14 protein-coding genes are annotated in these 14,339 nt (G+C 59.1%); 10 read left to right on the top strand and 4 right to left on the bottom strand.

Annotated elements, in window-relative coordinates; translation table 11 throughout:
* Nucleotides 1–6: 6 nt before the first annotated feature.
* From AO065_RS17150 to AO065_RS17120, 7 genes are all read left to right on the top strand, one after another.
* On the top strand, nt 7–1,146 hold the full coding sequence (locus tag AO065_RS17150; RefSeq protein ID WP_032650995.1) for a hypothetical protein: 1,140 nt from the start codon (nt 7–9) through the stop codon (nt 1,144–1,146).
* A gap of 551 nt (nt 1,147–1,697) precedes the next feature.
* On the top strand, nt 1,698–2,513 hold the full coding sequence (locus AO065_RS17145; RefSeq protein ID WP_032650972.1) for an energy transducer TonB: 816 nt from the start codon (nt 1,698–1,700) through the stop codon (nt 2,511–2,513).
* 9 nt (nt 2,514–2,522) lie between these two features.
* The gene (locus tag AO065_RS17140; protein ID WP_004882305.1) at nt 2,523–3,209 is read left to right on the top strand and encodes a MotA/TolQ/ExbB proton channel family protein; all 687 of its coding nucleotides are present in this window, start codon (nt 2,523–2,525) and stop codon (nt 3,207–3,209) included.
* 1 nt (nt 3,210) lies between these two features.
* Entirely contained in the window at nt 3,211–3,615 is a 405-nt protein-coding gene (locus AO065_RS17135) for an ExbD/TolR family protein (protein ID WP_004882306.1), read from the top strand.
* A gap of 70 nt (nt 3,616–3,685) precedes the next feature.
* Entirely contained in the window at nt 3,686–5,986 is a 2,301-nt protein-coding gene (locus AO065_RS17130; protein WP_004882307.1) for a TonB-dependent receptor, read from the top strand.
* 25 nt (nt 5,987–6,011) lie between these two features.
* The gene (locus tag AO065_RS17125; protein WP_032650974.1) at nt 6,012–6,401 is read left to right on the top strand and encodes a type II secretion system protein; all 390 of its coding nucleotides are present in this window, start codon (nt 6,012–6,014) and stop codon (nt 6,399–6,401) included.
* Nucleotides 6,398–7,129 carry a type II secretion system protein GspK gene (locus tag AO065_RS17120; RefSeq protein WP_004882309.1) on the top strand — a complete coding sequence of 244 codons (732 nt, stop codon included), beginning with the start codon at nt 6,398–6,400 and terminating at the stop codon, nt 7,127–7,129. The genes AO065_RS17125 and AO065_RS17120 overlap by 4 nt, the downstream gene beginning before the upstream one ends.
* A gap of 79 nt (nt 7,130–7,208) precedes the next feature.
* Here AO065_RS17120 and AO065_RS17115 read toward each other — a convergent pair whose 3' ends face one another.
* Nucleotides 7,209–7,946 carry a PA3715 family protein gene (locus tag AO065_RS17115; protein WP_004882310.1) on the bottom strand — a complete coding sequence of 246 codons (738 nt, stop codon included), beginning with the start codon at nt 7,944–7,946 and terminating at the stop codon, nt 7,209–7,211.
* A gap of 310 nt (nt 7,947–8,256) precedes the next feature.
* On the opposite strand from AO065_RS17115, the gene AO065_RS17110 reads away from it, so the two are divergent.
* A complete protein-coding gene (locus tag AO065_RS17110; RefSeq protein ID WP_004882311.1) occupies nt 8,257–9,582 on the top strand; it encodes an NAD(P)/FAD-dependent oxidoreductase in 1,326 nt (441 codons plus the stop codon).
* A 71-nt stretch (nt 9,583–9,653) separates the two neighbouring features.
* Here the strand turns inward: AO065_RS17110 and AO065_RS17105 are convergent, their stop codons facing one another.
* Both AO065_RS17105 and AO065_RS17100 read right to left on the bottom strand, forming a co-directional pair.
* Nucleotides 9,654–10,949: an OprD family porin gene (locus tag AO065_RS17105; protein WP_004882312.1), complete on the bottom strand. Its 1,296-nt coding sequence runs from the start codon at nt 10,947–10,949 to the stop codon at nt 9,654–9,656.
* 79 nt (nt 10,950–11,028) lie between these two features.
* Complete coding sequence (locus AO065_RS17100) at nt 11,029–11,826, bottom strand: NAD(P)H-dependent oxidoreductase (protein ID WP_004882313.1); 798 nt, start codon at nt 11,824–11,826, stop codon at nt 11,029–11,031.
* An 84-nt stretch (nt 11,827–11,910) separates the two neighbouring features.
* Between AO065_RS17100 and AO065_RS17095 the strand changes: the two genes are divergently transcribed.
* On the top strand, nt 11,911–12,831 hold the full coding sequence (locus AO065_RS17095) for a LysR family transcriptional regulator (RefSeq protein WP_004882314.1): 921 nt from the start codon (nt 11,911–11,913) through the stop codon (nt 12,829–12,831).
* Between the two features lie 50 nt (nt 12,832–12,881).
* Here the strand turns inward: AO065_RS17095 and AO065_RS17090 are convergent, their stop codons facing one another.
* Nucleotides 12,882–13,325, bottom strand: coding sequence for a winged helix-turn-helix transcriptional regulator (locus AO065_RS17090; protein ID WP_004882315.1), 444 nt, complete (start codon nt 13,323–13,325; stop codon nt 12,882–12,884).
* Between the two features lie 46 nt (nt 13,326–13,371).
* Between AO065_RS17090 and AO065_RS17085 the strand changes: the two genes are divergently transcribed.
* On the top strand, nt 13,372–14,331 hold the full coding sequence (locus AO065_RS17085; RefSeq protein ID WP_004882316.1) for an aromatic alcohol reductase: 960 nt from the start codon (nt 13,372–13,374) through the stop codon (nt 14,329–14,331).
* Nucleotides 14,332–14,339: the final 8 nt, after the last annotated feature.

Below are 14,339 nucleotides of genomic sequence, written 5' to 3'. Positions count from 1 at the left end.
TGGACGATGGCCCTTGCAACCAGTGCAATGCTGGGTTCAGGCATGGCAATGGCTGCGTTTTTACCCATTAAAAACCCCAGCGTTATCGTGGTCCTGAAATTCGTCAAGCGTGCAGACGAACCCGGTATACAGTTTGTGCCGGCCAGTTGCGTCGCCTGCCAGCCGGTCACTGATGACTGGTGGAATGCCGACAATCCGCGCGAAACCATCATTGCACTCAAAGTGCCTCGATCACGCACGCTGGAACTGGCGTTTGACGGAGCGGTTGCGAATATATCCCGTGTCATTCTGGAGGCGGGCGACATCGGGTTCCGGCTCGACGGCGAGCATCTGATCGTTGCACTTCCACCACTGGCGGCAGACGCAATCACTGCCGCGCAGGTATCGACCCATATCGTCGAGCCCGGCATGGTATTGCGCCTCGAGCACGCCGATCCTGCACGCCGCGCCGGAGCTTACGCCCAGGGCGAGTTTCCTTCCCTTCAGCGTGCTGCGGCCAACGTATTGCAGTTCGCGCAGCGAGAAGTCCTGCGCGATCTGGATCTGGGCCGTTACGTGCAGCAGCACGGACTGGGTCAGATCCAGATCATGGGCTTCGATACCAATGCGCCGCACGGTCATGAAGACGCACCGCCTCACGTCCACATGCATTTGCGCTGGCCGGGCAATACCGGAACGCAAATCGCGCATTACTACATCAGCACTGACGGTCTGCTGACGCACAACATCGTGGGCGTGAAGGGCAGCGATGCCCCTGAGAGGCGCTTCGAGCGAGGAGTAGCGTTCACTACCCTGGGCCCGGATGGTCAGCCGGTCTACACCCATCGAATCACGCCGGAGGGCTGGCTGCAGATCAGTCGTCCCGACGGTGCAACGTGCACGATCGAACCCCTGGAACCCAAAGGATCAGGATTCGCGAACGGAGCCAGCATCACCTGCTCCGGCGGGTTCAGACACGTTCTCAGGGTCGATGATGACCTGCAGCAAGGGCGACTCAAGGTGAGTATCGACGATGTCGAGGAGATATTTTCCTACGACCCGGATACCGGCGCTTTAACGTCACCCACGCAACCACCTCCCGCACCACCCTCCGTGTATGTGGAAGCGATGACAGGCCAGAACCTGCCATCGGCACTGCCCGACTGATGTGATACTCACTTGAAGGAGGTCAAGCTTATGTTACGTATGCCGATCTGGGTTCTAGCCTGTGCAAGTGCTGTTCTTTAAATGGATTACAAATGACGCACATGACGCATCCCGGGATATTATAAGCGACGAACCAGCAGCCACCATGAATTCGCTAAAAGATAGTGGGTGCCGAAACACCACGCTGTTTTCAAACTGACCACTAAAGTACCCTTTACTTTGGTAATTCAACAGGTCGGCCAGGCCCGAACAAAATACGTGGCCGTAGACACAGCTTTTCACGTGCAAATCAACAAGGTAAACGTGCTTGGCGCACATTCGTCATCCGTCATAAAACCAAAATAAAACCATCACACATAGACATTTTTTGTGCTTGGCAACAGATGACGCGCAGCATAAAAAATAATACTAACAGGCCACCATGCACCCAAGATGAAACTTAATAGCAAGTTTCCGCACCGTCACATTAACTACATAAAACCCATAGTAGCATCGCCCAACTTTTAAAAAGCGGCCCGCTTTTCGGTATTCCGCACTGAACTGGTGATGTTATGCCTGCGTTACTTTCCTCCAGACGTCCGCCGCAACAATTTCGCGAACACACGTCGGCACCGAACCTTGCAGCACCCTCATTCGACAGGCCCGCCGCGCCGTTGCCGGAAGTGGCGGTGCCACCGCTCGGCAAACGTCACATTGCGCTGGTCTGCGTCATCGCGCTGGGCGCGCATGTGGGTGGATTTCTCTTGTTGCACAACCTGCCTGCGCAGCCGTTGCCGCGGATCACTCAACCGATGCCGATCGCCATGCAGATGGTCTCTGCGCCCAAACCGCCCGTGCCTTCGGCACCTGCGGAGCCCGCGCCGCCTGTTGCACAACCGACGCCACCTCCGCCGCCGCCACCTGCGCCGGTAGAGCCACCCAAACCTGTGGCCCCCACGCCCAAGCCAGCGACACGACCGGTGCCTGCCAAGCCACAGGCCAAGCCGCAAGTGGCCGAAAAGCCAGTCGCGCCTCCAACCCCTCCGGCGCCCCAGACCGTTGCAAAGGCAGCCCCGGCGCCAGCACCGAGCCCGGAGCCACGAACCACTGCGCCCATTGGCCGCGCCGGTTACCTGAACAACCCGCCGCCGGTGTATCCGCCCGCCGCCGCGAAACGCCATCAGCAGGGCACGACCCTGTTACGTGTGCATGTCCTGGCCAGCGGCCATCCGGATCAGGTTGAAGTGGCGCAGACCAGCGGTTTTCCGGCACTCGACGACGCGGCAAAAGCGGCGGTGCGGCAATGGTCATTCACTCCTGCCAAGCGTGGCGACACTCCGGTCGATGGCTGGGTCAACGTTCCGCTTGCCTTCACTCTCGCTCCTTGAGGCTTCACTATGACAATCGACTATTCAACCCTGATCCAGCAAAGCTCCATGGGCATTCTGTTGCTGTTTTCACTGGCGACCTGGGCCGTGCTGTTGCTCAAGGCCTGGCAGCAGGGAAGGGCGAAAAGCCAGAACAAGCACTACACCCAGGCGTTCTGGGCAGCACAGGATTTTGATGCGGCATTGCGCAGCGGCCCGGAGAAAAGCCAGTTGGCGCGCCTTGCGCAGGTAACGACCCGAGCGCTCTCCAATGGTCAGGACGGCCACGAACCGACCGACAGCTGGAGTCGTCAGGAACTGCTCGAGCGCAGCCTGCATCAGCAGATTCACGGTGAACGACGCAGCCTCGAAAGCGGCATGATCGTGCTCGCGTCCATCGGCAGTACGGCACCGTTCATTGGCCTGTTCGGCACCGTGTTCGGCATTATTCATGCGCTGCAAGCCATCAGTACCGCCAAGTCAGCCAGCATTGCGATCGTGGCCGGGCCTATTGGCGAAGCCCTGATCGCCACCGGTGTCGGCATCGCCGTCGCTGTGCCTGCAGTGCTGGCCTACAACTTCCTGGGTCGTCGCGTGAAGCTCATGGTTGCCGATCTGGATGCGTTCGCGGTTGATCTGCTCAATCGCGCCCAGCGCCATGCTTTCAGATTGAAAGGTGAGCGTGACGGCGTCCGAAACCTCAGCGGGGTTGCATGACATGGCCTTTTCATCGAGCAATGACGACGACGCGATCAGCGATATCAACATCACGCCAATGGTCGACGTCATGCTGGTGCTGCTGGTGGTGTTCATCGTCACCGCGCCCTTGTTGACCAACGCCATCCCGCTGAATCTGCCACAAACCGTATCCACAGCGCCGCTGGATGACGCCAAGCCGGTTGCGATCAGTATCGACGCGACCGGCAGTCTGTTCGTCGATGGCGAGCCTCTGGTCGAGGAACAACTGCCAGATGCCCTGCAGAACCTGCATACGCGAGACCCGGAGGTCGCGCTGACCCTGCGTGCCGATACGGCAACCGACTACGGACGAGTCGCCCGCGTACTGGCGGATGTGCAGCGCTCCGGTATCACACGGCTGGCGGTGATTACCGAAAGCCCTTGAACCGAATCATTCCGGCCAGCCTTGACGCTGGCCAGAACCTGTCGACTCATTACGTCCTGGAAATCCTTTCATGATCACGTTATCGACCACGCAAGCGTCACGTTTCCCCGTCCGACGCCTGGTGCTATTGATCGGGTTGCACACGTTAAGTCTGGCGGCGTATGCGCAGGACGCCACGACGCCGGCCACTTCGACCGAGGAGCCGGTCTCCGCAACGACAGACACCACGCTGGGCACGGTTTCCGTCATAGGCCAAGGCGAAACGCGCCAGGTGCAGCGGGTGAGTGACAAGGACATCAAGGCGTATTCGGCCGCCACCAACCCGATGAAGGTCCTGCAGCGTCTGGCAGGGGTCAGCTTTCAGTCCGGAGACCCGTTGGGGCGGGAGGAGAGCAGTCAGCGCATCAGTCTGCGCGGATTCGACATGCACCACCTGGGCTACACGCTGGACGGCGTCACGCTGGGCAACATGAGCTTTGCCAACTTCAACGGCCTGAGCATTACCCGGGCGATCATTGCGGAAAACATCGCCAGCAGTGAAGTGGCCGCCGGTATCGGCGCGCTGGGCACGGCCTCCAACAGCAATCTGGGCGGTACGGTTGCCTTCACCAGTTCCAACCCCGACAAGGAGCTTGGCGCGCGCCTGTCCCAGACCTTTGGCGACTACAAAACCAAACGGACGTTTGCGCGGTTCGACACCGGCGAATACAACGGTCTGGCCGCTTATATTTCCGGAGAAACGTACGACGCCGACGCCTGGAAAGGCCACGACAACCCGCAGGAATCGGATGCTGTGAACGCCAAGGTCACTTACGATTTCGGCAGCAACCACCTGAGCTTCTTTCACAGCACCTCGACCCACAACGAGGCCAGCCTGCCGTCCCTGTCGAGCAGCATGATCCGGCGTCTGGGTTACAACTGGAGCTATTACACGCCGGACTGGACCCGCGCCGTGAATGCGGCCAACGGCATCTTTACCGGCGGTGTCACTCGTGCAGGGGATGCGACCTACAACGGCAGCAGCCTGCGAGACGATGAACTGGACATTTTGAGTGGCAACTTCTCGCTCAGCGACGATGTGCTGCTGGACGCTGCGGTCTATCACCACCATGACTCGGGCCGAGGCAACTCCTATTACCCGTTCGTATTCACCGACGGCACTACCACGGTGCCCACCAACTCCATTCGCAGCACCGTCTATGGCATCAACCGATCAGGCTTTCAGACGTCGCTGACGTATTTCCTCGGCCAGCACGAGATTCAGGGCGGTTTCTGGATTCAGTCGAACAAGAGCGACATCGGCCGCTACCTGTTCGACCCGACCGGGACCGCGCCGCAGAACAACATCGTGAAAACCAAGGGGCTGCCGCAGGTCGCGACCGTTCTTGCCCAGGATTACAACGACCTGACACGGCAGTTCTACCTGCGTGACAGCTACACCTTGCTGGATGACCGCCTGAAGCTGGAGTTCGGTGCAAAGAACACGGTCACCACCTCGACAGCAGAAGGCAAGGGCGGCGGTTACGCCAGTGGCTCGCTGGAAGCACGTGACCGCTTCCTGCCGCAGCTGGGCGCGACGTACAAACTCAATGATCAGGATGAGGTCTTCACCTCGTATTCCGAGAACGTCGCCGCGTTCCCCAGCAGTGGTTACAGTCCGTTCTTCACTACGCAGGTCATTGCCGACGCGGCAGGCGGGTTCAAAAACCTCAAACCGGAAACCTCAAAGACCGTTGAGGTCGGTATACGCCGCAGCAATCTGCTGTACTCGACCTCGGCTGCGGTCTACAACACCAAATTCGACAATCGCCTGGTAGCAATTGCCAACTGCACCGGCATCGTGATCTGTCAAAACAGCATTGCCAACGTTGGCTCGGTCACCAGTCGGGGCCTTGAATTGACCTTTGCCCTGACGCCGAACGAAAACTGGCGCTGGTCCAACTCGGCGTCCTACAACCGAAGCACTTACGATGACGATTACCAAAGCGGCACCAGCCAGGTGCATGTCAAAGGCAAAACGGTCGTTGATACGCCCAAGCTGATGTATTCCAGCAGCCTGGACTGGCACTGGCAGCAATGGAACGCGGGCCTGCAAGGCAGCTACATGAGCAAGCGTTATTACACCTATACCAACGATTCGAGCGTCGCGGGCTACTGGCTGGCCAACACGACCCTGGGCTATGACTTCGGCAAGCTGGGTGCTGTCAAGGACACCACCGTGTCGCTGAACGTGGTGAACCTGTTCGACAAGCGCTACATCTCCACCCTGAACACCGACGCCAGTGCCGCGAGCGATCCGACGGGCGACCTGCAGATTCTTCAAGTGGGCAACCCGCGCAGTGCGTTCGTGACCATGGCGGTTCGTCTGTAGCTTTGCCGTGCCGCGACAGGCCACCATGGAACGGGCAGGACACGCAAGCCGCGAAAGCGGCTTCACGATGCTGGAAATGCTCGCGGCGCTGACACTCATGGCCCTGTGCAGCACCGTAGTGCTGGTCGCGTTCGGCCAGAGCGCGCATTCCCTGTCGATGGTCGCGCAAAGCGACCGGCTGACCCATGTGGCCATGAGCGTGATGGATGAGCAAACCTCGGCACCGCTGACTCAAAGGCATCAACAGGGCAGCGTGGGTGATGGGATCGAATGGCAACTGAACGTCGCCCGACAACCGACCCATGCGGGCCAGCCGCGCATGTTCCGTCTCGATCTGGTCGTTACCCAGGCACAACGCGCAGCTCACTTCAGTACGCTGAAACTGGAACCTGCCACCGACAAGGCACACCTGTGAAAGGCTTTTCACGTCAGCACGGCGTGGCATTGCTGTTGGTGCTGTGGGTGCTGGCCATCCTGAGCCTGCTGCTGGGCTCGCTGGCAGGTTGGGTGCAACTGGAAAGTCGTCAGGCCTTGCAGCTTCATCAGCACGCCCAGGCGTTGATGGCAGCGCAGGCGGGTGTCGAGTTGGCGGTTCAGGGTCTGCATGATCCTGCACAACGCGGGAAATGGATCGCCGATGGACGAGAAATTCCCCTGATGTTCGACGATGCCAGGCTTTTCATCCGCTTGCACAGCGAAAGCGGAAAGCTGTACCTGAACAACGCCGACCCTGAAGATTTTTCCCGCCTGGCGCTGGCCTGCGGTGCGACACAGGCTCAGGCCAGCCAGCTCGGCACCGAACTCGTGGCCAAACGTAACGACGGCCAGACACCTTTCAAACTGCTGGAAGAACTCAGCCAGCTCCCTGGCATGACCCAGGCGCTCTACACCCGATTACTGCCGGAAATCACACTGTGGAGCGGCTACGACCGTCCCGCCCCTGCATTCGCCAGCCCGTTGATGCGCAAGGCCCTGAATTTGCCGGTACAAAGCGCAGTCGACATGACGGTTGGGGACGTACTGGTGATCGACAGCACGGCGCAAATGCCGGGCGGTTCTACCGCGCGTTTGCAGGTTACGGTGTTGCTGAGTCCTGAGCGGGGTGTGGAGAAGGCTTATGAGGTGTTGCGGTGGGGGAAGTGAGAAATGTGTATGGGTTTGCATTGATCCCCGAAAGTCACTGCGGGCCGACGTCCCTGCGTCGCGCCCGGCTTTGCGATCCTTACTGAACTGGAGACATTGTGCTCGGCACTGCGTATTGACCCTGATCGTATTTCAGAATCGTCCTGGACGTAACGGGTTTGCTGTCGGTACTTTCGCAGTCCTCACCGTTGAGCCGGTCTTGGGTGCCAACAGTCTGTTCATCGACCTGAAGGCTGGCAAAACCCTTACTGGTCTTGTCTGTGATGGACAAGGTGCGTTCGGTCTGACTGAATTCGCCGACGCACATACCGTCCCACTCACCATTGGAGCTGCTGACTTCCAGCGCATTCATTACGGGGCGCAGCGTCGAACCCTCAAGTACATAGAGATTCAGAGCCGTGCTGCTGAACGGGTTCACTCTGGATGAGCCGATGTGGTTCACCCTCACGCCAAAGGCCCGTAATTTGGGTGCAAGCTGGTAGCGAGCGGTGTCCAGCGTCAACCCCTCAAAACGGATGGCATCGGAACTGATCGCTGCAGCCTGATAGTGCTGGGCAACGATCTTGTTGCTTGAGGTCTCGGCCACTATGACGGCGAGTCCGTAATCGCCTTGCTCATCTTCGTCGACATTCTCCGCAAACGGCAGGGCTGCCAGTGTCTGGCTGGCGTTGGCCGGGTTGACCTTGCAGACTGCATGCGCCTTGTCGAGCTTGAGATCGGGCCGCAGGGCTTTGCCCCAGTTTTCCAGGTGGTCCGTGCAGTCGGCAAAGGCGAACAAGGGAAGGATAAGCAGCGGTACAGCGGCGAGTTTGAGCATTGCAGTGTTCGATTCCGTTCAAGGGTCAGAGAGATGCTTCTTCAAGTACATCGCTATCGCGCAGCAGTATCTTCGATAAGAGAAACGAAGACGACAGCAATGGAAGCACATTTGCAAATTCATGTATGGCAGCCTGGTGTCCGCAATACGACTCAGCGAGCCTCATCGGCAAAGTCTGCCGAGGCAACCCTGCCAAACGGTGATTCATGCCAGCGGCTGGTTACTTTCAAGCATCTATGCATGGCGCTGTGGTGGTGTAATACATCAGTAACACGCCCACGCACTGAAGCCTTGAACGGACCCTCTGACCATGCCCGCACCTTTGACCGCCATAGAATCCTCCCCTGAATTACCGACGCAGGCCGACGTGGTCGTGATCGGCGGCGGCATCATCGGGGCGTTTACCGCCTATTACCTTGCAAGACGCGGCATGAAAGTCGCGCTGATCGAAAAAGGTCGTATAGGTGCAGAGCAATCAAGCCGCAACTGGGGCTGGTGCCGTCAGCAGAACCGCGATGCGCGTGAGCTACCGATGGCCACCAAAGCCTTGGAGCTGTGGGAGCAATTCGGCGCAGAAACCGGCGAGCAGACCGGCTTCTCGCGCTGTGGCCTGCTGTACCTCAGCAACAACGAACAGGAAATCGCCGGCTGGGCGCGCTGGGGCGAGTTTGCTCGCACAGTCAATGTCGACACGCGCATGCTCACCTCGCAGCAAGCTGCCGAACACGGCAAGGCGACGGGCAAACAGTGGAAAGGCGGGGTCTTCGCCTCCTCTGACGGCACAGCGGATCCTTCCCGCGCGGCACCGGCAGTCGCGCGCGCCATCAAGGCCCTCGGCAGCACCGTGCATCAGGGCTGCGCCGTGCGCGGCATCGAGACCGAGGCGGGCCGGTTGTCTGCCGTCGTGACCGAAAAAGGCGTCATCCGCACCCCGATCGCAGTGCTCGCGGCAGGTGCCTGGGCGTCGTCGTTCTGCCGTCAATACGGCATTCGCTTCCCTCAGGCGACCATTCGCCAGACCGTACTCTCGGTCACCGCGCCAAGCGAAGAAATACCCGGCGCACTGCACACCGCCGGCGTATCGATGACTCGCCGTTTCGATGGCAGCTACACACTGGCAATCAGCGGAAGAGGGCGCGTCGACCCAACACCCCAACTCCTCGGCTATGGCACGCAATTCCTGCCGATGTTCATGCGCCGATGGCGCAACCTCGCGCCGGGCGGGCTGGAAGGCATTCGCTCAGGCCACGAAAGCTGGAAACGCTGGAGCCTCGACCAGCCGACACCCATGGAAAAGATGCGAATCCTCGACCCCACAGCCGACGCTTCGGCAGTCGCACTGACCTACCAACGCGCACAGGAACTGGTCCCCGCGCTGCGAGACTCATCGATAAACGCCGCCTGGGCCGGGTATGTGGACAGCACACCGGACGGCGTTCCCGGTATCGGAGAAATGGCCAGCCTGCCGGGCCTGGTACTGGCGGCCGGATTCAGCGGTCACGGTTTTGGAATAGGGCCGGGGGCAGGGCATTTGATTGCCGATATTGTGAGTGGCGCTACGCCGATTGTTGACCCCAAGCCTTATCATCCGGATCGGTTCAAAGGATCGGCGTGGGGGAAGGTGGCGGATTTTTGAGGAGTGATTCGAAATCGACATCTGCGCCTCTCATTGCCGTCGCGCCAGTTTCCTTTGGGTAACGGCCGGGTTTAGAACCCTAACGGGTACTGAACCACCACATAGATCCGGTCAATATCATCACCCGCCTGAGCGCTGTTGGCCCGGTGCGTGACCTGGGACAGTTGCACTGAAAGGTCCTTGGCCGCACCGGACTGGACGACGTAGTGCAGGTCAACATCCCGTTCCCAGTGACGGCCGCCATCACCTTGCTGAGGCTGGTACTCGCCGCTGTCCGCGTCGAACGGGTTGTAGCCGCCGCCCTTGGGCGCATGCGTGCCGTCGATATGACTGCCGGACACGTAGCGGGTCATGAAGCTCAGCCCCGGAATGCCGAACGCACCAAAATCCAGATCATAACGGGCTTGCCACGAGCGTTCGTTGGCGCCGTTGAAGTCGGCGTATTTGATCGAGTTGGCCAGATAGATCGAGTCGCCGCCGACGAAATCGAAGGGCGTATCGCCGTCGATCCTCTGCCAGCCTAGCATCACCGCGTGGGCACCCAAGGTGTATTTGCCCGAAAGGCTGAACGCCGTGTTATCAATCTCTCCGGCCAGCGCCTGACCGGTATCGCGGGTGTGGTAGACGTTGGCATCGAGCAACACGCCGGACTGTTTCCAGTGCAAATTGGCGTAGTACTGATGCCAGGTTTCACTGAGGTCAGAAGCATACAGCGCGCCACCCAGCGGGCTGTCGCTGAACAGATCAGCCCCGACAAAACTGATCCCGCCAGCGTCGGTGCTGGCACCATAGCCTTGAAAATCGTCCTTGCCGGATGAACTGTCCTGATTCTTGAACGCCGTGAAATGGCCTGCTACCAGGTTCACATTGTCGATCTCGCGACTGTTGAGCAGAACCCCGGTGGCGTACTCCGGCTGCAGACGTTTGTCCGACGTATCGAATACCGGCGTCTCCACTGTCATTTCGCCAAAGGCGAGGGTGGTTCGGGAGGCTTTCAGCTTGAGCGCGCCACCCGCACTGGAGTAGTCCCGCTCGCTACGACCGTCACTGTCCACCGGCAGCAATCCCGTGCCCGAATGCCCTTTGCCGCCATCCAGTTTCAGCCCGTAAAAAGCATGAGCATCAAGACCCACTCCAATCGTGCCGTCAGTGAAGCCTGAGGTGAACGTGCCAATGAATCCCTGCGCCCATTCCTGTTTGTAGTTTTTTCCGGAGGGAGAAGGCGAGCGGTAGTCGTTGCTCAGAAAGTAATTGCGGGCGAGCAGGGTGGTGGTCGAATCGTCGAGGAAGCCGGTGGCGGAAGCGGATTCGGCTATCGCCCAGAAAAGCAGGCCGAGTGCGATGTAAGGGTATTTGGAGAACTGCATTTTCGGGAACCAGGGATAGCGGGAATGCGTGGATGGTCCCTGAAAACAATAACGGTGGATTGAGTGGATGTGCTGACCTCTAACCTTCAGGCGTACTGCCCTCATAGGTATGGATTCCAAGATCGTGACGTCCGGGTGCGATATGCGGCTTGAGTGTCAACGCCGGAATTTCATAGTCCCCGGCATTCTGGCGACGAAATTCCAGAGGCTCATCATCGAACAGGTTATCCAGCCGAGCAGCATAGTCCGTGCACAACTGTTCAAAACGGGCGGCGTCCATTTTCCCGGTTTTATAGATGGGAAAGGGTGGCATTACAGTGAACCCCGGATAGAACAGCACCCCATGCTGGATAGGGAACAGCAGATCATTCAGTGCTCCGTTCACCCCGCGACCGCTGTAATGAGACTCCCATCCACCCATGCTGACCACCAACATCGCCCGCTTTCCAGCCATGCTGCCTTCGCCGTAGCGGTCGCCCCAGTGGCTCTCGCTGTGTTCGCCCACACCGTAGGCAAATCCGTAGGCGTAAACGCGTTCGACCCAGCCCTTGAGGATCGCTGGCATCGAGAACCACCACAGGGGGAATTGAAAGATGACGGCGTCCGCCCATAGCAGTTTGGCCTGCTCCTCCTCGATATCTGTCGGCTGGGTGCCAGCGCCGAATACACGTTGCGATTCCATCGCAGGGTTGAACGGTTTTTCGTGGTCGTAGCCTGGGGCGTCGTCCTTATCAATAGGCGCTTTCCAACGCATCTCGTACAGATCCGAAACCTTGACCTCGTGGCCCGCGGTTTTCAGGTGAGCGATTGCGAAATCCCTGAGCGAGCCATTGAGTGAACGAGGTTCCGGGTGGGCGTAAATCAGTAGCAGCTTCATAAGAGGCTCCGAGTGGATGTATGCCTCACGGTAACGACGAACCCGGTATGATAGAAATGAATTTCCGAAACATATGGTATTTACATGCACAATACCTTGCGTCGTCTGGATCTCAATTTATTGGTCACGCTGGATGCGCTGCTGTCCGAGCAAAACGTCACACGCGCGGCACGACTGCTCAATCTCGCCCAGCCGACCGTGAGCCTGCAGCTGGGTCGGCTGCGGGAAATTCTGGACGATCCGTTATTGCTGCCCGGCCCCCGAGGCATGTCACCGACCGAGCGCGCCCGTGAATTGCGCGGGCCGCTACGCGAAGCGCTGGTAGCGTTGGAAGGGGCGCTGAGTCCTGGCGCACCGTTCGATCCCGCACTGTCCAGCCAGACGTGGAGGGTTGCTGCCAGTGATTACGCAACGACGGCTTTGATCTGGCCATCGCTGGCGTCGCTCAGGCGTCTGGCCCCCAATACCCGCTTGGCACTGTTGAACAAACATCCCGTCAGCCTCGCCAACGATCTTGAAAATGGCCAGCTTGACCTGGCGCTGCACACCCGCGATGAAGCGTCGCCAAAACTGCGTCAGCGGTCTTTGTTTCACGAACGCTATGTGCTGGCAGGGCGGCGAGATCATCCGGCCTTGGCAACCAGGCTGTCGCTCAAAGCGTTCTGCGGCCTGGAACATGCCGTGATGTCACCCAATGGCGCCGGGTTCGTCGGGAGCACTGATCAGGCGCTGGCCGCCAAAGGTCTGGAGCGACGAGTCGTCTTGTCCGTGCCCAACTTCAACTCGCTTGTCTCGGCATTGGCCCACAGCGATCTGGTTGCGGTGGTGCCAGAAAGGCTGGTGCGAGATGCGCCCGCACTTATCGTTCAAGAGCCTCCACTCGCCATTCCAGGGTTTGAAATGCTCATGTTATGGCCCGAACGCCTGCACCGGGATCCCGCTCATATATGGCTACGCGACCTTATCGCGTCGACGCAAACAGCCGCCAACCCAGAGGTTGACTAGAGGGTAGGGGACTCGAAAATTCCCCTGCCTAATCTTCACCTCAAGATGCGTCACTGATTGTCATAACGTTTGCGCGCCTCGGTGAACCCATCCGACTGTGCGATCACCCACGTCCACAGCGGAATCATCTGCACCAATAAGCCCATTCCCAGCTCAGTCAAAGCGTACTCGACGCGCAGGGGCTTCTCGCCAAAGTCATGACGAGAGATAAGCCCGTCGCGTTCCAGCTGACGCAGCGTGTGAGTGAGCATACGTTGGGTGACGCCATGCAATCGGCGACGCAGCTCCGCATGGCGCAACGGGCTGGTGACGCCCAGCGCATGCACCACGCCGAGTGACCATCGGTTACCGGAATGACCCAGAATATCGCGCTTGAGACCATCCTCATCATCGGAAAGCGCGCGACACGCATCCTGCGAAAGCCGCACGATGTCCTGAGCATCAAGACCACTCGGTATCACGGATGTACCTACTTTTTGCGCTTCAAAGTCCATGACAAGATCCCTGGCCTCACGTTAAGTACGACAAAAGAGGGTTACCATGCAGGCTGCTATTTCAAACGTCAAACAACGCATTCTGGTACTAGGGGCTGGCGAACTGGGACTTGCCGTACTGCAAGGACTGGCCGCCCGCTCAACCGAATCGATGAGCATCAGCGTGCTGCTGCGTCAGGCCACGGTGGAGAGTTCGAGCAAGGCAAAACAACAGGAAATCGACACCATCAGGACGCTAGGCATCGCCATCGAGATAGCCGATATCAAAGTTGCCTCTGTGGAAGAGCTTGCTGCAGTGCTCGGACGCTTCGACACGGTGATCAGCTGCGTAGGATTTGCAGCGGGTCGTGGGACCCAGCGCAAACTGACCGAAGCCGCACTCATGTCGGGAGTGAAACGCTATATTCCGTGGCAATTCGGCGTCGACTACGACGTGATTGGCCGCGGCAGCCCTCAGGATCTGTTTGACGAGCAACTGGATGTTCGCGACCTGTTGCGTGCTCAATCCCGGACCGAGTGGGTGATTATTTCCACGGGGATGTTCACCAGCTTCCTGTTCGATCCAACGTTCGGAGTCGTTGACCTGGCCGCCGGAAAGGTCAATGCACTGGGCAGTCTGGAAACCATGGTGACCGTAACGACACCCGAAGACATAGGCACGCTCACCGCCGCCATCGTGCTGCAAAGCCCGCGCTTTATAAATCAGGTTGTATATACCGCCGGCGATACACTCAGCTACGGCGCTTTGGCTGACCTGGTTGAACGAGTCATCGGACGGAAAGTCGAGCGCCGAGAGCTTGGCGTGCAGCAGTTGATGGCCGATCTTGCAGAAGAACCTGATGATAATTTACGGAAATACCGGGCGGTGTTTGCCATGGGACGGGGTGTGGCTTGGGATGTGGCGGGGACGTTTAATGCGGTGCATGGGTTGTCTGTGATGAGTGCGGAGCGTTGGGCGCGATCAAATCTTGGTCGTGGTAGAGAAGGGCACACGCACGTTGAGTAGCCTGGCGG

The sequence above is a fragment of the Pseudomonas viridiflava genome (genome assembly GCF_001642795.1).
Classification (GTDB): domain Bacteria; phylum Pseudomonadota; class Gammaproteobacteria; order Pseudomonadales; family Pseudomonadaceae; genus Aquipseudomonas; species Aquipseudomonas viridiflava.
The sequence above is the reverse complement of the archived record's forward strand: the minus strand, read 5'-3'. Positions and strand labels throughout refer to the sequence as shown.